The organism is Pseudomonas sp. B21-035 (assembly GCF_024748945.1).
GTDB lineage: Bacteria > Pseudomonadota > Gammaproteobacteria > Pseudomonadales > Pseudomonadaceae > Aquipseudomonas.
In genome coordinates this window covers 3,529,980-3,551,158 of sequence record NZ_CP087179.1, presented here as the reverse complement: position 1 = coordinate 3,551,158, position 21,179 = coordinate 3,529,980, and the positions used below count along the sequence as shown (strand labels likewise).

Genomic DNA, 21,179 nt, shown 5'->3' with positions numbered 1-21,179 from the left:
ATCTCAAATGGGGCTATCCGGGGAGAGGGGGCTGGTCAGATCAAGCACATCGACGACCGCACCGCTGAAAAAGTCCACGACCTCCAGACGGTGGGTCAGCAACTGATCGCCAAACCAGTCAGCGGTGAGCCGGCCGGGTGGGCCTTTGTGGCGTACAACCGTGGTTTCGATCTGGCCGCTGTCAGCCGCAAGGATGATGTCTTCACCCCAATTCGAACGCTGCGTCGCCGAGATCGGCAGGCACAGGTGAGTAGCGGATTCATTGAACAGGATTGTCCCGGCGCCTACCTGACCATATTCGTCGATGTCCCTGGACCACAATGTCGCGCCGTTGCGATCGCAGCACAGCAGGCGGTTGTTTTCACCGGTGACAAACAGGTATTGACCATCACGGGAAAAGCGCAGGCTTCTGACCTTGGCGTCCAGCACCAGGGTGATCTTGTTGATCTCGCCACTGGCGCAATCAACCGTCAGCACACTGTTGCTGGCCCGCTCATCGGGTGCCCAGAGTTTGCCTTGCACGGGGTCGATGCAACCAAACCGGGCATCGACATTACGGGCGATCGGTTCGCTGCATTCGCCGCTGTCCAGGTCGATGACCACCGGGCGCTTTTTATCGTTGCCGACCCCGACCAGCGCGTACCGGCCGCTGGGGTCCAGGTGCGACCAGTACGCCAGGAACCTGTCGGTTTCATGCAGCGCCGTGCGATCTTCAAGAAAGCTCAGGCGCGAGCGACTGGCGCCACGCACCACCCGCCAATCGGTGCCTTGCAGGGCCATGCGCCGGCCATCGTGGGAGATGTCGCAAACCCTGTCGTCGGCCTGGGTACCGACGGGGTGGGTCAATGCACCGGTGTCCGGATCGTACTGGGTCAGGCAGGCGGGGCGAATACTGTCGCTTTTATCGAAGAACACCAGGCGGCGGGGTACATCAATGTACATTGCAACTCCGAAGGCCATTGGGCAAAGAGGCGCAAGGATAAAGCGTGTGCCGGCTGTATGGCGAGCGCTGTGCACTCGATCGCGGGTCGAGCCCGCTCCCACTGGTCCGGGGTGCACAGATCCATTGTGGGAGCCGGTTTTGCCGGCGATGAGGCCAGTAATGTCACGGCTATTGCTGGGGATCCTGCGGGCGGATCAGCGCCGGATCGGACTGCAACTGCCACTGGCTGCGTTGCGACTGCAGCTGTGCCTCCAGGATCGATACGCCGCGGTCACGCTGGGAGATGCGCTCGCGTTCGAACAGGTCAGTGAGCAAGCCAAGCAGGTTGCGTGATTCCGAGACCGACGCCGGAGTGCTCACGTCGCTTTGCAGCACGCCATCGGCGTAAGAGCGCACACGTTCATTGCGACTGGCCTGTTGGCTGACGCTGGCTTCGACCAGGCTGTTTTTGTCGTAGCGCAAGCGCGTGCTGGTGCTCGATTGGTCGCTGACCTCGTGGTAACGGTAGTTCTGCGTCGCCAGGGCGTCGACCAGCGCCATCTGCGGGTTGAGGCTGGTGTGGTAGGCGGCCGACAGGTTCGCTTGCTGATCCTGTTGCACCGCGCGGTTCGCCGGCGACGCACCCCTGATCGTGGTTGACTGGGACACTTTGTAGTCGAAGCGATCCAGCTCGGTGGGGCGCAGCGGGTTGGGCTGTTGGCTGGTCTGGCTGATCGAGGCGCTGAAGTCGGCCAGGCCACTGAGCAGGGCGGTGTCTTTGGCGGCCAGCAGCGGGATGCTGCCGGTCGCTGGCCTGGCGATATCGTCGGCGCTGTTGAGCTGGACGAAGGCGTCCTTGAGCAGGGCCACCAGGTTCTCGTCGCCTTTGCCGCGGCTCTGCGCCGCATCGAACTGGCTCAGGTAATTACTGATCGCCGCCTGGCGCTGGGCGCTTTTACCCAGCAGCGAAGTGTCGCGGGTATCGAGGTTCAGTTGTACGTTACCGGCCGGGCCCTGCAGGCTGAGCTTGCGTGCGCTGTCATCCAGGGTCAGGTCGAACGTCAGCTGCTGGCCATTTACCGTGTCCAGCTTGGCGTTCATCTGCAGCGCGCTGAACAGGGTCGAGTCGAGCGTGGCCAGCTTGCCCAGTTGCAGGCGTGGTGGTTGCTCGCTCAGGCCGTTGATGGCGCCCTGGAAACTTTCGGCCAGCGACGCCAGGCCCTTGAGCTCATCGCTGCTGAGCTGGCCGCCCTGTACTTCGGCGCTGACCGCCAGGCCTTGCTCATTGCTGGCCAGGGACAGGTTCACGGTGGCACCGGAAGCGGTGGTCAAGCTCAGGTTTACCGCATTGGCCGGGTGCTGGCGCAGGTTGTTGCTCTGCACCTTGAGTGCTTCGGCGCTTGGCTGGGCGCCGTCGGCGAAGGCGAACACCGATTGCGTAAACGACTGGCCGCCGTTGGCTACCAGTTGATTTACCAAGGCTGCGCCGAGCCCGTGGAAGCGCGAACCGATAGCGCTGGCCTGAACACCCACCATCATGTTCATGCTCAGCTTGTTCAGGTTGTCGTTTTCCAGCACATAGCGCAACGGCACCGCGAGGGTCCCGCGCGACGAATAAGTCGCTGCATCTTCGCTACGAGGGCTTTGGCCCAGGTTGACGGAGGTACTGGGCGGCGTCGCGAGCTGATCGGTGCGACTGCTGACAGCGTTGGCCGGTGTCGCCTGGGGGGCGGCGTATGCAGGGGCAATGCGCAGTCCTGCGTTGATTGGGTTCATGGTCGGTACCCGTGGTTTCCATACGTGTTCAGGGATATCGGCGGTGGATTTCAAAGCTTTAGTGTGCAGGGGCCGGCCTGCCCCGGGATGCGACCAACGCGCTGCCGTCGGCGTGCGCCAAGACCAGCACTTTGCGGCGCAGTGGGTTAGGATCAGCGCATGCTGCACTGCTGTTCCACTATCAGGTTGACGGTGGTTGTCGGGGGCGAGCGGGGGCGGGGAGTCGAGCTACGTCGAGGTCGCCGAGCAACCCTAGCGACGATAGTAGCGGCGGTCGTCCTCGTAACGGTAACGCATGGCCCGGTCATGGTGGCGTTCCCAATAACGATGGCGCTCGGCCTCGCGTCGGGCTTGCTCCCTGCGCCATTGTTCTCTGCGCCAGTTTTCCCGGCGCCAATCATCCCTGCGGTCGTGCCAGCGGTGGTCATCGCGGTAGCGGTCGTCATGGGCCAGCAATGGCCCAGGCTGTTGCTCGGTCATGCTCGCCAGGCTCGGCCAGGGGCTTGGTGCAGGTTGCACAGCGCGGGCTTCGGGGGCCAGCAGCGGGGTGGACGTCTTCATCTGAGTGGCTGATGCCGAGCCCGCTGCCGCGAGTGCGAACAGGGCAGCGAGCAGCATCCGTGGGGCATGGAGTTTCATGAGCGAAGACAACCTCTGAATGACGATTGAACGTATCCCAATAGACCGGTAAACAGAGAAAAGTTCTATGGCTGCGCGGCTAAAGCGCTGGCGTATGATGCGCAGCCCTCTTTGCCGACAAGGATATCGCCATGCTCCCCAACAAGGCCTGCGCCGTGGTTGTTGCCGCCACCCCGAACCCCAGAATCCTCTTGTTTCGTCATCCGCTGGCGGGTGTGCAGCTAGTAAAGGGCACGATTGAACAAGGCGAAACGGCGGGCCAGGCAGCGCTGCGGGAACTGGCCGAAGAGTCTGGCATCAATGCCGCGACCCTTGCCGATGATCTTGGCTGTTGGGACGCCGGGCATCTGGGGCAGGTCTGGTCGTTCCACCTGTGCCAGGCGAGCGGACCTTTGCCGGAGCAATGGACGCATCAGACGCTTGACGACCACGGCCACAGGTTCGAATTCTTCTGGGCTGCGCTCGAGCATTTGCCCCTTGCCGATTGCCATCCGGTCTTTCAGCGCGCGCTGCAGTTTTTATCGGCAAGCCTGAAAGCGCGCGGTCATTGGGCAGGCGAACAGCCGTTGCAGGACGATATACTCCGCGCCATTGATTGATGCTCAAGAGAACGTTATGCGCCAGGTTTTGCTTATCGTAGATGTCCAGTCCACCTTCAGCCCGCCCGAGTGGCTGGTCGATGGCGTGCGGGCGTTGTCAGAACGGATCCTGACGATTGCCTCGATCGAGTTGCACGATGAGCAGGTGACGCCGTTTGAACAGCAACTCGGCTGGCACCCTGCGGCCGAAGACGAAAGCCTGGTCGAGGCCGATAAAGTGTTTATCAAGCACGGTTACGGGCAGACCGCTGAAACCATCGAGTACATCAAGCAACTCGGCGTCGAGCGCGTGCTGGTGTGCGGCATCCAGACCGAAACCTGCGTGCTCGCCGCCGGCTTTGCGCTGTTCGATGCCGGGCTCTCGCCGACGTTGGTGACCGACCTTACGGTGGGCTCATCGCTGGACCGCTCGGGGCAGTTGGGCATCAGTTTGTGGAAGCATCACTTTCGTCAGGTTACGACCCGGGCAGAGGTGATTGCTGAGCTTGATGCTTGAGACCTCGCGGCAGATGCTTGAGGGATATTTTGATAGAGAGCGCTTTTAGCGCATTCAGATAGGTGACGCTCGGAAACGTCCGACAGACGCGCGGGTCATGTTTTCCATAGTCTAAGTACTCTACTTACAAGGAGTACGCACAGTGGCGCATCATGGTTACATGTCAATTGTTGGCAAGCATCAAGGGTTGATCTCTGCAGGTTGTTCATCCTTGGACTCCATTGGCAATAGATGCCAGTCCGCTCACCTTGACAAGATCTTGGTGCTTTCTTTCTCTCACAACCTATCCAATGTAGATAACACCCAGTACGCGACGCACCGCCCCATCGTCCTCATCAAGCACGTCGACAAGGCAACACCATTGCTGGCGCAAGCCTTGGCTCGTCGCGAGAGAGTGAACTGCGAATTCGACTTCTACCGCACCAGCAGGAGTGGCAACCAGGAGCGATATTTCAGCATTCAACTTTGGGGTGGTGTGATTGTTGATCAAAGAATGGAAATGCCCCATTCCGTTCTGTTTAACGATCAAGATTCCCAGGAACAGTTGGCAATCAGTTACACCGACATCAACTGGACTCATCATATTGCCGCTACCACTGGTAGTGCCTCGTGGACGAACTCTCCGTGGATAGAGTGAGCAAACCCCACAAGGTGACCCCGCACGAATTCTGGGCGGTTAACGATGCTGCCGTCAGATTGAGCCAATATGCTTGCACCATCAGCGCTCAGCACATTGAAGACGGAGGATTGCGAAGTCGCTTCAATCGAGAAGTAACTGCCTTTGGGAAGTCGGTCGTTGAGGATGTTGAGCAGGCAAGAAAGCCCGTTGAGCACGGGCTCGAGGAAATCAACAACGAATATCGGTTTCTCAGGCAACAGGTCACTGAATATGCAAAACTGGTTGCTGGTTTGAGCGCTGGCGCCTTGCAGTTCGGTACAGGGGCAATGCTGTGTTACAGTTCGGCTGGAGTATTGTGCGGCCTGGCAGGTGCCCCCATGATGCTGCATGGATTGAACAACGCGTATGAGAGTGGTCGGAACATCATTCAAGGTCGCACAGATACGCAAGGTCCCCTCAGAAAAGCGTATCAAATGACGGCGCAGTCAGTGGGCGGGCGGGTGGTGCACGGGAACATGGCCTATGGCTTGAGTGATATCGGTTTATCAGTTTACGGGTTGTGGCGAATGGTACTTAAGCCTGATGCTTGGCGCCTGTTCCGCTATATCGACGCTGATAAAACTCAGGCTCATCGGGTCATGGGCTCTGGCCCGCTCGTCTTTGAGGTTGGCATCGACATGATGACCGGTGAGCAAGTGTACGTAGAGTCGCAGAAGTGATTCCCGGGCTGTTCGTACTCTTGTCCATATCAGCAGTAGTTGTAGCCTTTGTTTTGAGACACAAATCGTCGGGCGATGCCTTCAGCGGTTGGCGCTTCCTTGGCTGCCTGGCCTTCAACCTGTTTTTTGTGACCTACCATCTGCGCTTTCAAGACAATGGCTACTTGTTGCTGTTGGGAGAATACTCAGCGCTGGAAGGGCAATATCCCGTTGTCGGTTGGGTGTCGTTGCTCGCGATGCTGTTGCATTGTTTTGCTAGTCCGGTGAAATGGCGACTTGCTCGCTAAATGAAGCATCCTGACATGTGCAGTCCCGACGTTCCTGAATCACGCACTGCCCATTTCTTCATACCCGGCAACAACGCGCGTTATCCGCGCTGCCCAAACGGCCCGGTGACCCCACTTCAATTATCGAATGGCAGTCCAGCGGGTGACGATTCACTCGGCAGTCGAAACGACAGTTTCGCTGGCCTCAGCTTCCAGTTTCAACCGGTCAGCCTTGCTGATGTATTTAGGCTTGCTCTTGGGCGCCAGTTTGGCGCTGGCCTTTTTCGCGTGGGCCTTTAACAGCTGCTTGATTTTCTTTTGACGGTTCACGTTGTCACTCGACTGGTAATTGCTTGAGAGCTACCCGCTGCGCGGCGCGGTGCTTCTTGATCCGGTACATATCGCCATCGGCATGGCTGAGCAGGGTATCGGCATTCTCCGCGTCCTGAGGGTAAAAGGCTACGCCGACACTGCACGACGGCATCGATACAGCGCCGAACTCGGCACCCAGCGGCTCGGCCATGGCCGCGAGAATCTGCCCCACCTTGGCGTAGACGGCTTCCTGCGACGCGATACCCGGCAACAGCACGGTGAATTCATCGCCACCAATCCGCGCCACCGTGCCAGCCTCGCGCACACAGTCTTCCAGGCGCCGGGCAATCATGCAGAGGATGCGGTCACCCATGGCATGCCCATGAACATCATTGATCCCCTTGAAATCATTGACGTCGAGAAACAGCAACGCCAGTGCGCTTTGCTGGCACTGCGCCGTGCGCACGGCCGACTCCAGCCGATCATTGAACAGCGCGCGATTGCTCAGCGCCGTCAACGGATCATGATGGGCCAGAAAGCGTAACTCCGCTTCGGCCTCGTGCAGCGCTGTCACGTCCCGCGCCACACCGATGCGCGCACCCACCTCCTCGGACCAGAACGCCGCCCAGAGGATGTGCACGATGCCGCCATCCTTGCGGATGTAGCGGTTACGAAAATCGACGTGGGATTGGCCGTTCATGACCCGGACAATGGAGGCCTTTGTAACCGCAAGGTCGTGCGGATGAATGTAGTCGGTGATCGGCGTGCCGGTCAGCTCGCCAGCGCGGTAACCCAGCAGCGCCTCGCAGGCATCACTGACAAAGACAATCTGGTGATCCCTGTCGACCACGAAGACCGTGTCCAGCATCAGGTGGATCAGTTTCGGGTACAGCGCTTGGAGGTCAACGGGCATAGGCTGGCACGTCCGGTGGGTGTCGGTGAATCGTAGCGCGATCGCCGCATTGCTAGTGCAGTTACACTGCGCTTGCCAGCGTTTGTACATCAACCCTGGGCGGCTAGAAAAGCCCCGACGCTGTCTTCGAGCAAGGCCACCAGCTCCGGGTCCATGTACTGAAAATCGTCGGGAATATCCAGGGTATGGAGCCGCTTGTGCTCAAGCAGCCGCGCGTACTGCGCCTGCAGACGATTGTGGTGCTTGCGTTCCATGACGAAAATCACATCGGCCCAGCGAATGTCCGCCGGGCCGATGGGTTTGCGCGCATTCGGGCTGGTGCCCGCCGACCGGGCATCGAAGCCTGGGCGGCGGCGCCAGAGCGCTTCTGCGGTAGGGCTGCGCCACTGGTTGCGGCTGCAGACGAACAGGAGGTTAGTCACTCTTGATCCAACAGTTGGCGGGTGGAGCGAACGGGATAGCTCAGGCCGAGCTGGCGTGCCCGTAGCAACTTGTCGCCACGGGTGTAGAGCAGCTTCCAGTTCTTTTCAGGCTTGAACAGCAGCGGGTCTGGCGCTTTGCTCTTGCCGTTTTTGCGGGCCTGGGAGCGTCTCCAGGCGCGGGTTCTGTGCATGATCATTTCCTCGTGAGTACCGGGTTCAGCAGCCGCGGTAATACGAGTTGGGCTTATAGTAAGCGCGAATCAGCGTTGCGGCTAGCTAGTCGCTAGTTTTCATGTAGGAGCGGGCTTGCCCCGCGATCCAGTCGGCGGATACAGGAAGTACTCAATGAACACACCGCAATGGCTCGCCTTGTTCGAGCACGCTTTTCGCAAAATGGAAAAGAAACTTGAGCAAGTCGTGCAACTGAACAGCTGCCGCGAACACTGGATACAGGCCGAAATCAGCCTGCACGCCTGGTTTGAACAGAACATTGAAATCTGGACAGAGCTGCCGATAGGCGAGCGGCGTAAAGCGGACCTGTACGCGCTGGATGCCAGTGGCGCCCCGGCGATGGTTGCTGAAATCAAATGCCTGGGCGATGTATCGCAAGCCAAGTGCCTGGAAGGCGATTGGTCGGTCCGTGCTGATGTCGACCGGTTGCGCTCGTTCGAGTGCCCGACCCGGTTGTTTGTGCTGGTGATCGCTAATGGTGAGCGGGAAACCACTACCGGGCGCCGTCTTCGTGAGGACGAATGGGTGGATGGGCGTGAGTGCGTGAGCGTGGACCTGGAGTTTGCACGGGTGCGGATGTGGGCACTGTGATCGACCTCAGCGGTTGGTAAGCCGGGGTTTGCAAATCCATTGCAGGAGCGGGCTTGCCCCGCGATCAGGCCAGCCCAGCCAGCACATAAGGCGGCGCCTGAGTTACGACCGCTTCGCGCTCGATCGCGGGGCAAGGCCCGCTCCCACAGGCCCCAATACACCTCTCTAGCGTAACGGCACGTAGATATCCGTCTGCCACTGCGCCTGCGGCGTCTCTGGATACACGCTCAGGTAATGAAAAAACAACGGCTGATCGCGCAGCTCCTCACCACTGTCCGGCAACCAGTCGCGATAGATCGGATAGATGGATTCAGCAATATGGTCGGGCGAACCCACATGCCGCACCACGGCATAGCGCCCGCCAGCAATCAGCCGCTCGTGCACGCCGGCTTCATTCGCCGCCACCGCCTCGTCGATCTCGCCACAAATGGCGAAACGAAAATCCTCCGCCGGCGTGGTATCGGGGTTGCCATAGGGGATGCCAAAAGTACGGCTCGACGCCACCGGCGACTGCCCGCTGGCCATGCGCCAGGCGATGAACCGGTTCACGCTCTGGCTGACCTGCGCGGGCGGCCCGCAGTGCTCCAGCGCCGCGACCCGGGTTTGCGCAAACTCGACAATACGTACCTGCATGATGACGCTCCTGGAAAAGTGAGGGATAGCGAACACCGCATTCCAGGCCTGCCAGTTCGGCTGCCGGCGAAAGCCACTCGGCGACATCCCCAGCGCCCGCCGAAACGCCCGGCTGAATGCCTCGGGGCTTTCAAAACCTGCCGCGAGGGCGGCCTCCAGTACCGAAAGATCTGCATTGGCCGCCAACCGGTGCGCCGCCTGGCGCAAGCGCATCAACTGCACATAACGCGAGACCGGCACGCCGACGTACGCCGTGAACTGGCGGTGAAAGTGAAACACCGAAAAGTTCGCCACCTGGCTCAGGGTTTTTACTGACAGATCACCGTCGAGGTTGGCGTCGATGTAGGCCAGTACAGCGCTGAAGCGCAGGGTGTAGGCGGCGTTGGGCGGCAGGTCGGGCACGGCTTCAGGCTCTTGGAAGTACGGTCGGCATAGAGTCGACTATACCCGCGTGGCTGCGCCTAGCCGGGTTTGCTCAAGATGAATTTTCAGCGGATGAGCATGCGCTCGGTGGGCCGCGTCGGCGGCCCGGGGTTAGCCTGCAGTCTTCACTTCAGCGTCGCTTGATCCATCTGCGCAACACGCCGCTGCAAGGCTGCAGCCATGGCGTGAGCCTCGACTTCGTCCAGGCACGCTTCGACCAGCGCAATGCTCATTTCCAGCGAGTGCTGAGTAGCCCAGAGCAGGCCGCGCACGTCAGGGTCGACCTTTTCACAGGCCTGGGCGTTGGTCTGGTAGGCGCTTTTGAGCAGAACGGTGGCATGTACCAGGGCGTCTTCGGCTGAAGCGCCTGTGCGCACGGCGAACAGAGGGGCGTGGCTGCCGTTGCAGGAGCCGAAGGTGGTGGCGGTTTTGGTGACGAGGGGTGGGTCGGGGACGGGCTTTGTCATTGTTGTGCTCCTAGAGTGGTGGAGCCAGCATCAATCGCTACCAAACGATTGGTGACGGCTGTACGCAGGTTGGTAGACCGGGACTCTAGGAACCCAGCGCGCACGAATGCGCCCCACGCACAGCCGCCATAGCACGAACAGCAGGCACAAAAAAACGCCGGCTGATCGGGAGCGGCGTCTGCACGCCTTAGAGTACTCGGGCTACCAAACCCGGCCGCTGGATTTACAGCGACTGGGGGCAGGGTAGCGAGGTTGACTGTGGGAATCAAGGGCAGGTCTGATGCCTTTTCTGCTATCTAGCTCGTTTAGTGAATGCTCGTATTGCGAGTGGCGCCACCTACAAAAGAGCCTTCTTTTGGAGCGGAGCTGTGCCAGCATTTCTGCTTGTGCAGATCCTAACCACCCCGAAGAGCTACTCTTTTAAAAGTGCCATCCTCAGAGCGCTGCCATTTCGACAAAAAACTAACCATACGTTCGTCATAGCTGTCGTTGTCGTCAATTGTAACTACGTCACTTATAAGGATTGTATCCCAGCCCCCATTGGGGTGATACAGAAGAAAATTGGCATCATTGGGGTCCCAGTTGTTCATGGAGGCGGCATTATATTTTTTTAAAATACCCTCGTAATGCCGGAGCTTTCCTCCAAAACTTGCATCAATTCGTAGGAATTTATCGGGGGTGTAACTGCTCAGTATCTCTTTAATATTTTTTGCTGTGCTCATAATGGCATCCTCGCATTTGAAAACGCACACTGCGCATTTGTTAGGTTAAGTTAAATTGTGCGCTTGAAAACTAGTAAAAATGATAGTTTTTAGCTGGATTTAGTCCCATCTGTCGGGTTTCACATGTCGACTCGAAAAGAAAGTGGCGTTTGTTCATGGGTAATCAGTTGGCAATCGTCGTAAGACGTTGCTGATCCGCATGCAACCAATGTTGAAGCACTGCTGGTAACGCAACACCTATTTTTTATCTGTCGGGAAAAGTCATAAAAATCAACCCACTTCCAACCTGGCACAACCATTGCGAAGCCCCCCGTCTCTTTCCCCCTTGTGGAACATTGACGTTCATGACCGCTCCCTTCGCCCGCGTGCCCCTGTTGCTGGCCATCGCCGCAGCCTTACCCACGCTCCCCGGCTTCGCCGCCGAGCCAGCCCCCGAAGCCCTGCCCACCGTCACCGTCACCGCGCAAAAGCGCGAAGAGTCGGTGCAGGACGTGCCCTCGGCCATCTCTGTGGTCAGCGCCAAGCAGATCGCCGACAGCGGTGGCGGCTTCAGTGCCGGCAAGGCGCTGCAGAACGTGCCCAACGCCATCGCCCCGGAGTTCGCCGGGCACCAGCGGCCGCGCTGGTACATTCGTGGCATGGGCTCGGGGGACATGGCCTCGACCACGGTTTACCCGGTGGGCATCTACACCGATGACGTGTATATCGACCCTCACGTAGCCACCGGTTTTCCGCTCTACGACATGGAGCGCGTCGAGGTGCTGCGCGGGCCGCAGGGCACGCTGTGGGGCAAGAACACCACCGGCGGGGCGATCAACTTCGTTTCGCGCAAGCCGGATTTCGAGAAAGCCAACGGTTACTTCAAGCTCGACCTGGGCAACTACAATTCGCGCCTGTACGAAGGTGCCTATGGCGATACGCTGATCGACAACAAGCTGGCCGCACGGGTGGCGTTTGTCGACCAGAGCGCCGATGGCCAACTGGAGAACCAGGTCGATGGCCACACCGTCGGCGATATCCACGACCAGGCCCTGCGCCTGCAGTTGCTGGCGCAGATCAACGACGACCTGCAGGCCACCCTGCAATTGCATGGTCGCGACTACACAGGCCAGGGCATTGCCACCCGCGCCTGGGGGGCGGGGCCGGGCGGCAGCACGCTGTTTGGCCCGGCACCCAAGCCGGATACCGATGAGGCCGCATTTACCGGCAAGGCCGAAGACCGCATCGAGCACAACGGTGTGCAGTTGGCGTTGAAGTGGGACCTGGGCGACCTGCAACTGGATTCGATCACCGCCTTCGACGATATTCACGAAAAAGCTGAAAGCCCGAACATGAGCATCTACGAGTTCGGCCGCGGTTTTAACGATGACCGCTGGAAGCAGGTGTCCCAGGAGTTGCGCTTGTCTTCGGCGAAAAACCAGCCGCTCAGCTGGATCGTCGGCACCCATCTGTTCCATGAGCAGCTCGACAGCCGCAACGACAACGGCCTGTTGCCCAAGCCCTACAACCAGGCCTTTGGCGTGGCCGATTATGGCCGTACCGATATCGACCAGCGCACCGACAGTTTCGCGATTTTCGGCAGCAGCACCTGGCAGGCCACTGACAACCTGAGCCTCACCGCCGGCCTGCGCTGGACCCGCGAAACCAAGGACATCGACCTGCACCGCGTCGCCGCGCCGGATGCCGACGGGGTCAGCTACAGCAGCGAACGCGACTGGTGGAAGCACTACAGCGGCGACCTGGTGACCCGCGTTGAACAGGACGAAAAGCGCACCTGGAACAAGCTCACCTACGACTTCACTCCCGAGTACCAGCTCAACGACAACGCGCGGGTGTATTTTCGTTATGCCAAGGGCTTTCGCTCCGGTGGTTTCAGCGGCGGTGCACAGGTGCAGGCCGAGGCCTCGGTGGTGGCGCCGGAGAACGTCGATGCCTATGAGCTGGGGGTCAAGAGCGAGTGGTTCGATGAGCGCCTGATCGCCAACGCCAACGTCTTTTACTACGACTACTCGGATATCCAGGTCAACGCCGTGTCGGTGCGCGACGGGCAGGTGGTGTCGCTGCTGACCAACAGCGGCCAGGGGGTGATTCGCGGCGCCGAGTTCGAGCTGCAGGCCTTGCCGTTCAGCAACCTGGAGCTGCATGGCTCGCTCGGCTTGCTGCATACCGAATTGCAGGACTTCGAGTCGGGCGGGGTGGATTACTCCGGTAACCGCATTGCCCGCTCGCCGTCGCGAACCTTGGCGGTGGGCGGCAGTTACCGGATACCGCTGGAAAATGGTGACGAAGTGCGCCTGGGCACGGACTGGCGCTACCAGAGCCGGATCTACTTCCTGCCCACGGCGCAGCAGGATCACAGCGTGTCCCAGGGCGGCTATACCTTGGGCAATGCCAGTGCCACCTATCACCTGGGCGGGCGCTATGACCTGGACCTGACTGCTTACGTGAACAACCTGACCGACAAGCAGTACAAGACCGACAGCGTGCCGCTGCCGTTTGATATTGCCTGGGATGCGCGCGGGGATCGGCGTACCTTCGGGGTGAGTGCGACGACGCGGTTTTGAGCCGGGGCTGCCGGCCTCATCGCTGGCAAGCAGCTCCCACAGGGTGCGATGACCATCGGTCGGGCTTGCGTGCAAGCCTGTCGATCCACCCCCGGCCCAATCGACCATCCTGCACATACCCCACGTGCAGGAGTGCCCCCATGTCCTATGTAGACGGTTTCGTCCTCGCAGTCCCCACCGCCAACCGCGACACGTTTAAAAAGCACGCCGAAGCAGCAGCCGTAGTGTTCAAGGAGTGCGGTGCCTTGAAGGTCATCGAATGCTGGGGCGACGATGTGCCGGATGGCACGGTCACCTCGTTCCCCATGGCCGTGAAGCTCAAGGGCGATGAGACGGTGGTGTTTTCCTGGATCCTCTGGCCGTCGCGCGAGGTGCGCGATGCCGGGATGCAGAAGATGATGAAAGACCCGCGCATGCAGCCTGACAAGAATCCGATGCCGTTTGATGGCATGCGAATGATTTTTGGTGGGTTCAGGATTCTGGTGGAAGTCTAGATGTATCGCGGGGCAAGCCCGCTCCCACTGTAGGAGCGGGCTTGCCCCGCGATAGGCTCCCCGCTAAACCCTGAACCGCGCCACCAGCGCCGTCAGCTGCCCGGCCAACCCCGCCAGCGCCTGGCTGGCTTCGCGGGTTTCCTGCGCCCCGGCCGCCGAGCGGGTCGACAGGTCGCGAATGTTCAGCAGGTTGCGATCCACTTCCCGCGCCACCTGCGCCTGTTCCTCGGCAGCGCTGGCAATCACCAGGTTGCGCTCGTTGATCTCGCCAATGGCGCTGTAGATCCCCTCCAGCACCTGTCCCGAGGCCTGGGTGATGCCCAGGGTTGATTGCGCCCGCTGGGTGCTGGCATGCATCGAGGCCACCGCCGCTTCGGTGCCGTGCTGCACGCGGCCGATCATCTGCTCGATTTCCTGGGTCGATTGCTGAGTGCGGTAGGCGAGGGTGCGTACTTCATCGGCGACCACCGCAAAGCCACGCCCGGCTTCACCGGCACGGGCCGCTTCGATGGCGGCATTGAGCGCCAGCAGGTTGGTTTGCTCGGACACCGAGCGGATCACTTCCAGCACCTGGCCGATATCGCGAATCTGCCCGGCCAGTTGCTCCAGGTGCTCGCTGCTGGTTTGCACTTCACGGGCCATGGCCTGGGTGCCGTCGAGGTTGTCGCTGACCTGGCGGCGGCTCTGTTCGGCCAGGTCATTCGAGGCGCTGGCGGCCTGGGAGGTGGACACGGCATTGCGCGCTACTTCTTCCACCGCGGTGGTCATTTCAGTGACGGCGGTGGCAGCCTGTTCCAGCTCCTGGTCCTGCTGGCGCAGGCTGTGCGAGCTCTGTTCGGTGATGCCGTTGAGCGCACCGGCAGCTTCGGCCAGTTGCGTGGCGCAACTGCTGATCTGCCCCAGGGTGTCGCGCTGGCTGTGCTGCATGCGCTGCAGTTCGCTGAACAACTGACCGATCTCGTTGCTGCTGTGCACCGCCACCGGTACGCTCAAGTCACCGCCGGCAATGCGCTGAAAGTGCTGGCCGGCCTGTTGCAGCGGGCGCAGCACGCGCTGGGCGATAAAGCTCCAGCACAGTGCGGCAAGCAGCAAGGTCAGCAGCCCCAGCGCCACGCTCAGCACCTGGGCGCTGCTCAGACGTCGATCGGATTCGAGCATGATCTGCTGGCTGCGCTCGTTCAGCGCCGCCACCAGTTGCTGGCGCAGCGCCTGCAAGCGGCCCATGGCGTTGCCAGCGTCGGTGTTGACCCTGAAGTAATGCTGCAGGTCGTTGTTGCCGGTCGCTTCACGCTGGCCGGCCACGGCCTTGGCGTAGTCGCCGAAGGTGGTTTGCAGCTCGACGGCGATGCCTTTAAAGGTGGGCTCCTGGGCATTGCTGACCAGCTCGCTGATCAGTTGCGCGCTGTTGCCCAGCAGTTCTTGCGAGAGCTTCAAGCGTTTGTTGGCGCTGTCGCTGTGGCCGCCGCTCTGTTCGATAAAGCCCGAAGAGACATTGGCGCTGGCGCGGATCGCCATCAGCAAGGCGTTGTTCAGGCGATCCGACTGGTGCGCGGTCTGGTCCAGTTCGCTGATCTGCTGGTCGCTGCCCACCGCCGCGCGCCAGGCGCTGACGGTGGAAAACAGCAAGGTCAGGCTGAACAGCGACAGCACCCAGAACATACCGGTGCGGATTTTCAGGTCGGCGAACATGCGGGCAGTACTCCTTGAGTTGTTATCAGCACCACGCTTTGCCGCGGCAACGGCGGTGGGTGGTCTGCTATCGGAGTCGCCGGCGGCGGACTTGAGGGCGCTTAGCCTGCTTGTGTTCGATTACCGCACGCTGTTTGCCTCAGCGCCCCTCATGTTGGCGCCGATAGGCCCCCGGCTGCACGCCAACGGCCTTGCTGAAGGCGCGGGTAAACGCGGCAATCGACTGATAACCCACCGCCGCGCACACCTGCTCGACGGTGTTGTTGGCCTTGAGCAACTGGCAGGCATGGCGCATGCGCAGGGCCAGCAATACCTGCCCCGGCGATTGCCCGGCCAGTTCGCTGAAACGCTTGAAAAATGCCGAGCGCGACAGCCCGGTGCAGGCCGCCATGCTTTCCAGCGACCAGGGCTGCTCGGGGTGTTCGATCAACTGCTCGAGCAGGCTGGCAAAGTTGCCGTGGCGGGCCAGGGCGACCAGGCCGCGGATGCCCTGGTCGTCACTGACCCGCTGGCGCAGCACGTACAAGAACAGCAAATGACTCAAGCGTTCGAGCAAGGCCGAGGAGGGCGCAGGCAGGCGTTGGCACTCGGCCAGGATCAGCTCGAACAGCGCCCGCGCTGCGCTTAGCGCCGGGTCGCCGGCGCGCAGGATGATCCAGTCGTCCAGGCCTTCGATGATCAGCGACGACAAGCCCGGCTGAAAATGAAAGAAGCCGCACACCAGGCCCACGCCATCGGCGGCTGTACTGTCCAGCGGCTGCATGACCTGGCGCGGTTGCTGCTGGGCCAGCTCGCACTCCTCGGCGTTGGACAGCCGATAGTTGAAGTCGCGCAGCAGGAACACCGCATCGCCCGCTTGCAGGCGAATGGCCTCGGCCTGGCCATCGATATGCAGCCAGCAGTGGCCCTGGACGATCAGGTGGAAACTGGCCCGCGCCAGGCCATGGGTGCTGGCGTGCCAGCCACCGCAGTAACGCCCGACATGGAACAGGCTGGCGTCTAGCTCAAGGCTTTCTAATAACCAATCGACTACTGGGCTGGATGAAATCATCTAATGAAAAGACTCAGGAGCAAGTAATAGCGACTGCAGAATATGGCAGGTAATTCTTATAACCAACAGACTTGTGGCACACCCTCAGTCAGCAGGAGTCCACTCCATGTCGCGCGTCACTGTCCATACTCTGCAAAGCGCCCCAGAGGCTGCCCGCCCTTACCTGGAAAACGCCCAGAAGGCTTCGGGCTTCATCCCCAACCTGCTCGGCGTGCTGGCCAGCGCCCCGGCGGCGCTGGAAACCTACGTCACCGTCTCGGCACTCAACGGCAAGGCCGAGCTGAGCCTGGCCGAGCGTGAGGTGGTGCAACTGGTGGCCGCCACCAATCATGGCTGCGACTTCTGCGTGGCCGGCCACACCGCCGTCGCACTGAACAAGGCCAAGCTGGCGCAGGAGGTGGTCGACGCCCTGCGCGCCAAGGGCGAGCTGCCAGAAGAGAAGCTCGAAGCCCTGGCGGCGTTCACCCGCGAAGTGATCGCCACCCGCGGCAATGTCAGCGAAGCCGGCTACGGTGCGTTTCGCGAAGCCGGCTACAGCGAAGGCAATGCCCTGGAGGTGATCCTCGGTGTCAGTCTGGCAACCCTGTGCAACTTTGCTAATGTGTTCGCCCAGACGCCGCTCAATGACGAGCTGAGCAAGTACCGCTGGCAGCCTTCGGCATAACGACCCTCGGCGCCAGCGCAAGCTGGCGCATTGTTAAAGGAGTAAACCCTATGCTCGATCCCGCATTGGTCGCGTGGCTGGATGCCCAGGCCGAAGCCCTCGACCAGGGCCACGGCGACCCGCAGGCGGTACTGGGGCAACTGGCGGCGGCGCAGGTGCTGCGCGTCGGTATTGACCAGAACCTGGGCGGCAGTGGCGGCACGGTCGCCGACGCGGTCGAGACGCTGGCCACGGTTGCCAGCCATTCCCTGGCGGCAGCCTTCGTGTTCTGGGGCCAGCGCGCCTTTATCGAATACCTGCTGCACAGCCCCAACGCCGGGCTGCGTGAACGCCTGCTGCCTGAGCTGCTAAGCGGCCAACTGGCTGGCGCCACCGGCCTGTCCAACGCCATGAAGTACCTCTCGGGTATCGAAGCGCTGCAGGTCAAGGGCCTGCGCGACGACCAGGGCTGGACCCTGGCCGGGCGCCTGCACTGGGTCACCAACCTGCGCAAGGGCGGTTTCGTGGTGGCGGCGGCGATTGAAGAGGAGGGCGCCTCGCCGTTCGTGCTGGCGATCCCCGATCACGCTGCAGGGCTGAGCCGCTCTGACGACCTTGAGTTAGTGGGCCTGCAATCGAGCAACACCGCAGCCTTGAGTTTCGAACAGGTGTCGATCAGCCGTGACTGGCTGCTGCACGACAACGCCAAGCAGTTTCTGCCTGCCGTGCGCCCGTCGTTCCTGGGCCTGCAATGCGGCATGGCCATCGGCCTGGCGCGGCGCTCGTTGAGCGAGGTGGAGGGGCATCTGCAGGGCATGCGCTCGTTCCTTGGCGAGGCGCTGCAGGTGCTGCGCGAGCGCCTGGAAAACACCGTGGCCGAACTGAAAAAGGGCTTGCTCGACGGCCGTTTCCTGAGCCAGCCGGCGGCCTTGTTCAAGCTGCGCATCACCCTTGCCGAAACGGCTGCCGATGCCGTGCAGCTTGAGTTGCAAGCCAGTGGCGGCAAGGCTTACCTGACCGCCTACGGCGCAGGTTTTGCCCGGCGCTGGCGCGAGTCGGCGTTCGTGCCGATCGTCACCCCAAGCCTGGTGCAACTGCGCGCCGAGCTGCAGCGCCAGGCGTCGTCAGCATGACCGAAGTGTTGCTCGAAGCGCGTGGCATCAGCCTCGGCTACCCGCGTGAACAAGGCTGGCAAAGCGTGCTGGAAAATTTCGACCTGCAACTGGCGCCGGGCGAGGTGATCACCATCCTAGGCCCCAGTGGCGTTGGCAAATCCAGTCTGTTGCGGGTGCTGGCCGGTTTGCAGCAGTCCCGTGCCGGCAGCGTCAGCCTGCTCGGCGAGCCGTTGCAGGCCCCGCACCCGCGCCTGGCGGTGGCCTTCCAGGACCCCAGCCTGCTGCCCTGGCTGAGCCTGGAAAGCAACGTTGCCTTCGGCCTGGACTTCGCCCGCCAGCCCAAGCTCGCTGCCAGTGAGCGACGGGCGCGCATCGACCATGCCATCGAGGCGGTCGGCCTGCAGCATGCGCGCGAGCAGTACCCGGCGCAGCTCTCCGGCGGCATGGCCCAGCGCACCGCGCTGGCCCGCTGCCTGGCGCGCCAGCCACAAGTGCTGTTGCTCGATGAACCCTTCGGCGCGCTGGATGAAGTCACCCGCGCCGACATGCAGCAACTGCTGCTGCAACTGATAGCCCGGCACAACACCGCGGCCATCCTCATTACCCACGATATCGACGAAGCCCTGCTGTTGTCCGATCGCGTGCTGCTACTGGGCAACCACCCGGCGCGCACCCTCGGCCAATGGCTCATCGACCTGCCGCAACCGCGCGAGCAGCGGGTCGAGGAACTGGGCGCGCTGCGCATAGACATACTCAAAACCCTTCGGCGGGCCAGCCGCACACCCGAACCTTCTTCTGAACCTATGCCGCTGCCGTCGGAGACTGCCCATGTGCCTGGACGACTTCACCCACACTCGTCGTGACTTCATCAAACTCAGCGCCTTGCTCACCGCCGGCGGCGCCATGCCGCTGCTCGGCAGCCTGCAGGCCCGCGCCGCGAGCGACCCGGACGCCCCGGTACGCATCGGCTACCTGCCGATCACCGACGCCACGCCGTTGCTGGTGGCGCACAACAATGGCCTGTTCGAAGCCGAAGGCATCAAGGCCGAGCGGCCGGTGCTGCTGCGCAGTTGGGCGCAGGTGATCGAGGCGTTCATCTCCGGGCAGGTCAATGTCATTCACCTGCTGTCGCCGATGACCGTCTGGGCCCGTTATGCCAGCAAGGTGCCGGCCAAAGTGGTGGCCTGGAACCATGTCGGCGGCTCGGGCCTTACCGTGGCCCCGGGCATCACCGAGGTCAAGCAACTGGGCGGGCAGACCGTGGCCATTCCGTTCTGGTATTCGATCCACAACGTGGTGGTGCAGCAGCTGTTTCGCGACCACGGCCTGACCCCGGTGTCCAAGGCCGCCACAGCCCAGCTGGCCGCCAACGAGGTCAACCTGGTGGTGTTGCCGCCGTCAGACATGCCGCCGGCCCTGGCCAGCAAGCGCATCGCCGGCTACATCGTCGCCGAGCCGTTCAACGCCCTGGCCGAAGACCTCAAGGTTGGCCGCGTGCAACGCTTTACCGGCGACATCTGGCGCAACCATGCCTGCTGCGTGGTGTTCATGCACGAGCATGACCTGAACAACCGCCCCGAGTGGTCGCAGAAGGTGGTCAACGCCATCGTCAAGGCCCAGCTGTGGACCCGCGAGCACCGCGCCGAAGCCGCCGCGCTGCTGTCCAAGAGCGGGCCGAACAAATACACCCCGCACACCCCGCAGGTGCTCAGCCAGGTGCTGGCGCCGGCGGCCGCGGCCCGCGACGCCTACATCGCCAGCGGTGCGATCCAGCATGCGCAGTGGGACGAAAAGCGCATCGATTTTCAGCCTTATCCGTTCCCCAGCTACACCGAAGAACTGGTGCGTCGCCTGCAGAACACCCTGATCGAGGGCGACAAGGGCTTTCTTGCCGGCCTCGACCCGCAACAGACCGCCCGCGACCTGGTCGACGACCGCTTCGTGCGTAACAGCATCGCCGCTGTTGGCGGGCTCAAGGCCTTCGGTTTGCCCGAGAGCTTCGAGCGTAGCGAGGAGTTTTCGATCTGATGGGCAAGCATGCAATCCATGGCGCCCTGGGCGTCGCCGGCCTGCTCGGCTTGTTGTTGCTGTGGTGGCTGGGCGTGCAGGTGTTCGGCCAGGCCGATGGCCTGTCGGCGCGTTTTTCGCCGCAGGCGACCCTCAGCAGCCTGATCGAGCTGCTGGGCCAGGGCGAGGTGTACGAGCACATCTGGGTCAGCCTCAAGCGCATCCTTGTCGGCTTGCTGCTGGCCTTGCTGATCGGCGTGCCGCTGGGCTTGCTGGTGGGCAGCTATCGTCACCTGGAGGCGGCGACTACCCCGGCGTTCCAGTTCTTGCGGATGATCTCACCACTGTCGTGGATGCCGGTGGTGGTGATGCTGATGGGGGTGGGCGACCAGCCGATCTACTTCCTCCTGGCCTTTGCCGCGCTGTGGCCGATCCTGCTCAACACCGCTGCGGGGGTGCGCCAGCTCGACCCGCGCTGGCTGCAGTTGAGCCGCAGCCTCAGCGCCACACGCTGGGAGACCCTGTGCAAGGTGATCATCCCCGGCGTGCTCGGCCATGTACTGACCGGCGTGCGCCTGGCCATCGGTATTCTGTGGATCGTGCTGGTGCCGTGCGAGATGCTCGGAGTCAGTGCCGGGCTGGGCTACTTCATCCTCGATACCCGTGACCGGCTGGCGTATTCGGAGCTGATGGCGATGGTGCTGCTGATCGGCGTGCTGGGCTTTATGCTCGATGCCATTGCCCGTGGCCTGCATCGGCGTTGGGTGCATGCCTGATCGTGGAGGTAGGAGCGGGCTTGCCCCGCGATGCAGACAGCGCAGTTTTGAAAGCTCAGGTGCAGCACCGAACTCAGTTGGATAGACTTC

At 61.8% G+C, this 21,179-nt stretch carries 25 protein-coding genes; 13 read left to right on the top strand and 12 right to left on the bottom strand.

Annotation, left to right across the window (positions count from 1 at the left end; genetic code table 11):
• Nucleotides 1–3: 3 nt before the first annotated feature.
• The 3 genes from LOY22_RS16125 to LOY22_RS16115 all read right to left on the bottom strand — a co-directional run bounded on the left by LOY22_RS16125 (nt 4) and on the right by LOY22_RS16115 (nt 3,337).
• Nucleotides 4–942 (bottom strand): YncE family protein, encoded by a 939-nt coding sequence (locus LOY22_RS16125; RefSeq protein WP_093381442.1) that lies wholly within the window; start codon nt 940–942, stop codon nt 4–6.
• Nucleotides 943–1,111: 169 nt separating this feature from the next.
• On the bottom strand, nt 1,112–2,698 hold the full coding sequence (locus tag LOY22_RS16120) for a hypothetical protein (protein ID WP_093381444.1): 1,587 nt from the start codon (nt 2,696–2,698) through the stop codon (nt 1,112–1,114).
• A gap of 252 nt (nt 2,699–2,950) precedes the next feature.
• On the bottom strand, nt 2,951–3,337 hold the full coding sequence (locus tag LOY22_RS16115; protein WP_123566267.1) for a hypothetical protein: 387 nt from the start codon (nt 3,335–3,337) through the stop codon (nt 2,951–2,953).
• A 131-nt stretch (nt 3,338–3,468) separates the two neighbouring features.
• Between LOY22_RS16115 and LOY22_RS16110 the strand changes: the two genes are divergently transcribed.
• The 5 genes from LOY22_RS16110 (at nt 3,469) to LOY22_RS16090 (ending at nt 6,057) form a co-directional block, all read left to right on the top strand.
• The gene (locus LOY22_RS16110) at nt 3,469–3,936 is read left to right on the top strand and encodes an NUDIX domain-containing protein (RefSeq protein WP_093381448.1); all 468 of its coding nucleotides are present in this window, start codon (nt 3,469–3,471) and stop codon (nt 3,934–3,936) included.
• 16 nt (nt 3,937–3,952) lie between these two features.
• A complete protein-coding gene (locus tag LOY22_RS16105; protein WP_258593945.1) occupies nt 3,953–4,432 on the top strand; it encodes a cysteine hydrolase family protein in 480 nt (159 codons plus the stop codon).
• Nucleotides 4,433–4,574: 142 nt separating this feature from the next.
• Nucleotides 4,575–5,069, top strand: a complete 495-nt coding sequence (locus tag LOY22_RS16100; RefSeq protein WP_093387481.1) for an Hcp family type VI secretion system effector — start codon at nt 4,575–4,577, stop codon at nt 5,067–5,069.
• Nucleotides 5,042–5,770, top strand: a complete 729-nt coding sequence (locus LOY22_RS16095) for a DUF4225 domain-containing protein (RefSeq protein ID WP_258593943.1) — start codon at nt 5,042–5,044, stop codon at nt 5,768–5,770. Before LOY22_RS16100 ends, LOY22_RS16095 begins: the two co-directional genes overlap by 28 nt.
• Complete coding sequence (locus tag LOY22_RS16090; RefSeq protein ID WP_143013272.1) at nt 5,767–6,057, top strand: hypothetical protein; 291 nt, start codon at nt 5,767–5,769, stop codon at nt 6,055–6,057. The genes LOY22_RS16095 and LOY22_RS16090 overlap by 4 nt, the downstream gene beginning before the upstream one ends.
• A gap of 150 nt (nt 6,058–6,207) precedes the next feature.
• On the opposite strand, the gene LOY22_RS16085 is transcribed toward LOY22_RS16090, so the two are convergent.
• The 4 genes from LOY22_RS16085 to LOY22_RS16070 all read right to left on the bottom strand — a co-directional run bounded on the left by LOY22_RS16085 (nt 6,208) and on the right by LOY22_RS16070 (nt 7,874).
• Nucleotides 6,208–6,366 carry a DUF2986 domain-containing protein gene (locus LOY22_RS16085; protein WP_258593940.1) on the bottom strand — a complete coding sequence of 53 codons (159 nt, stop codon included), beginning with the start codon at nt 6,364–6,366 and terminating at the stop codon, nt 6,208–6,210.
• 4 nt (nt 6,367–6,370) lie between these two features.
• A complete protein-coding gene (locus LOY22_RS16080) occupies nt 6,371–7,261 on the bottom strand; it encodes a sensor domain-containing diguanylate cyclase (RefSeq protein WP_045194143.1) in 891 nt (296 codons plus the stop codon).
• 89 nt (nt 7,262–7,350) lie between these two features.
• Nucleotides 7,351–7,683, bottom strand: a complete 333-nt coding sequence (locus LOY22_RS16075) for a low molecular weight protein tyrosine phosphatase family protein (protein ID WP_045194142.1) — start codon at nt 7,681–7,683, stop codon at nt 7,351–7,353.
• The gene (locus LOY22_RS16070; protein WP_176794245.1) at nt 7,680–7,874 is read right to left on the bottom strand and encodes a hypothetical protein; all 195 of its coding nucleotides are present in this window, start codon (nt 7,872–7,874) and stop codon (nt 7,680–7,682) included. The genes LOY22_RS16075 and LOY22_RS16070 overlap by 4 nt, the downstream gene beginning before the upstream one ends.
• Nucleotides 7,875–8,028: 154 nt before the next feature.
• Here LOY22_RS16070 and LOY22_RS16065 point away from each other — a divergent pair, with 154 nt between their 5' ends.
• On the top strand, nt 8,029–8,505 hold the full coding sequence (locus LOY22_RS16065; RefSeq protein WP_093381455.1) for a hypothetical protein: 477 nt from the start codon (nt 8,029–8,031) through the stop codon (nt 8,503–8,505).
• A gap of 165 nt (nt 8,506–8,670) precedes the next feature.
• Here LOY22_RS16065 and LOY22_RS16060 read toward each other — a convergent pair whose 3' ends face one another.
• From LOY22_RS16060 to LOY22_RS16050, 3 genes are all read right to left on the bottom strand, one after another.
• Nucleotides 8,671–9,540 (bottom strand): GyrI-like domain-containing protein, encoded by an 870-nt coding sequence (locus LOY22_RS16060; protein ID WP_258593937.1) that lies wholly within the window; start codon nt 9,538–9,540, stop codon nt 8,671–8,673.
• 146 nt (nt 9,541–9,686) lie between these two features.
• A complete protein-coding gene (locus LOY22_RS16055) occupies nt 9,687–10,028 on the bottom strand; it encodes a DUF3077 domain-containing protein (protein WP_258593935.1) in 342 nt (113 codons plus the stop codon).
• A 395-nt stretch (nt 10,029–10,423) separates the two neighbouring features.
• Complete coding sequence (locus LOY22_RS16050) at nt 10,424–10,750, bottom strand: hypothetical protein (RefSeq protein WP_258593933.1); 327 nt, start codon at nt 10,748–10,750, stop codon at nt 10,424–10,426.
• Nucleotides 10,751–11,094: 344 nt separating this feature from the next.
• Here LOY22_RS16050 and LOY22_RS16045 point away from each other — a divergent pair, with 344 nt between their 5' ends.
• Nucleotides 11,095–13,314 (top strand): TonB-dependent receptor, encoded by a 2,220-nt coding sequence (locus LOY22_RS16045; protein ID WP_258593931.1) that lies wholly within the window; start codon nt 11,095–11,097, stop codon nt 13,312–13,314.
• A gap of 140 nt (nt 13,315–13,454) precedes the next feature.
• Nucleotides 13,455–13,808, top strand: a complete 354-nt coding sequence (locus LOY22_RS16040) for a DUF1428 domain-containing protein (RefSeq protein ID WP_093381462.1) — start codon at nt 13,455–13,457, stop codon at nt 13,806–13,808.
• A 63-nt stretch (nt 13,809–13,871) separates the two neighbouring features.
• Here LOY22_RS16040 and LOY22_RS16035 read toward each other — a convergent pair whose 3' ends face one another.
• Both LOY22_RS16035 and LOY22_RS16030 read right to left on the bottom strand, forming a co-directional pair.
• Nucleotides 13,872–15,497 carry a methyl-accepting chemotaxis protein gene (locus tag LOY22_RS16035; RefSeq protein WP_093381464.1) on the bottom strand — a complete coding sequence of 542 codons (1,626 nt, stop codon included), beginning with the start codon at nt 15,495–15,497 and terminating at the stop codon, nt 13,872–13,874.
• A gap of 139 nt (nt 15,498–15,636) precedes the next feature.
• Nucleotides 15,637–16,548, bottom strand: coding sequence for an AraC family transcriptional regulator (locus LOY22_RS16030; protein WP_093381466.1), 912 nt, complete (start codon nt 16,546–16,548; stop codon nt 15,637–15,639).
• 106 nt (nt 16,549–16,654) lie between these two features.
• Between LOY22_RS16030 and LOY22_RS16025 the strand changes: the two genes are divergently transcribed.
• Genes LOY22_RS16025 through LOY22_RS16005 form a run of 5 tightly spaced genes read left to right on the top strand, consistent with a single transcriptional unit; the run spans nt 16,655 to nt 21,089 of the window.
• Nucleotides 16,655–17,212, top strand: coding sequence for a carboxymuconolactone decarboxylase family protein (locus LOY22_RS16025; protein ID WP_045194134.1), 558 nt, complete (start codon nt 16,655–16,657; stop codon nt 17,210–17,212).
• Nucleotides 17,213–17,262: 50 nt separating this feature from the next.
• Nucleotides 17,263–18,324 carry an acyl-CoA dehydrogenase family protein gene (locus LOY22_RS16020; protein ID WP_258593928.1) on the top strand — a complete coding sequence of 354 codons (1,062 nt, stop codon included), beginning with the start codon at nt 17,263–17,265 and terminating at the stop codon, nt 18,322–18,324.
• Entirely contained in the window at nt 18,321–19,169 is an 849-nt protein-coding gene (locus tag LOY22_RS16015) for an ABC transporter ATP-binding protein (RefSeq protein WP_258593926.1), read from the top strand. The genes LOY22_RS16020 and LOY22_RS16015 overlap by 4 nt, the downstream gene beginning before the upstream one ends.
• The gene (locus LOY22_RS16010) at nt 19,135–20,334 is read left to right on the top strand and encodes an ABC transporter substrate-binding protein (RefSeq protein ID WP_195884471.1); all 1,200 of its coding nucleotides are present in this window, start codon (nt 19,135–19,137) and stop codon (nt 20,332–20,334) included. The genes LOY22_RS16015 and LOY22_RS16010 overlap by 35 nt, the downstream gene beginning before the upstream one ends.
• Entirely contained in the window at nt 20,334–21,089 is a 756-nt protein-coding gene (locus LOY22_RS16005) for an ABC transporter permease (protein WP_093381477.1), read from the top strand. The genes LOY22_RS16010 and LOY22_RS16005 overlap by 1 nt, the downstream gene beginning before the upstream one ends.
• Nucleotides 21,090–21,179: the final 90 nt, after the last annotated feature.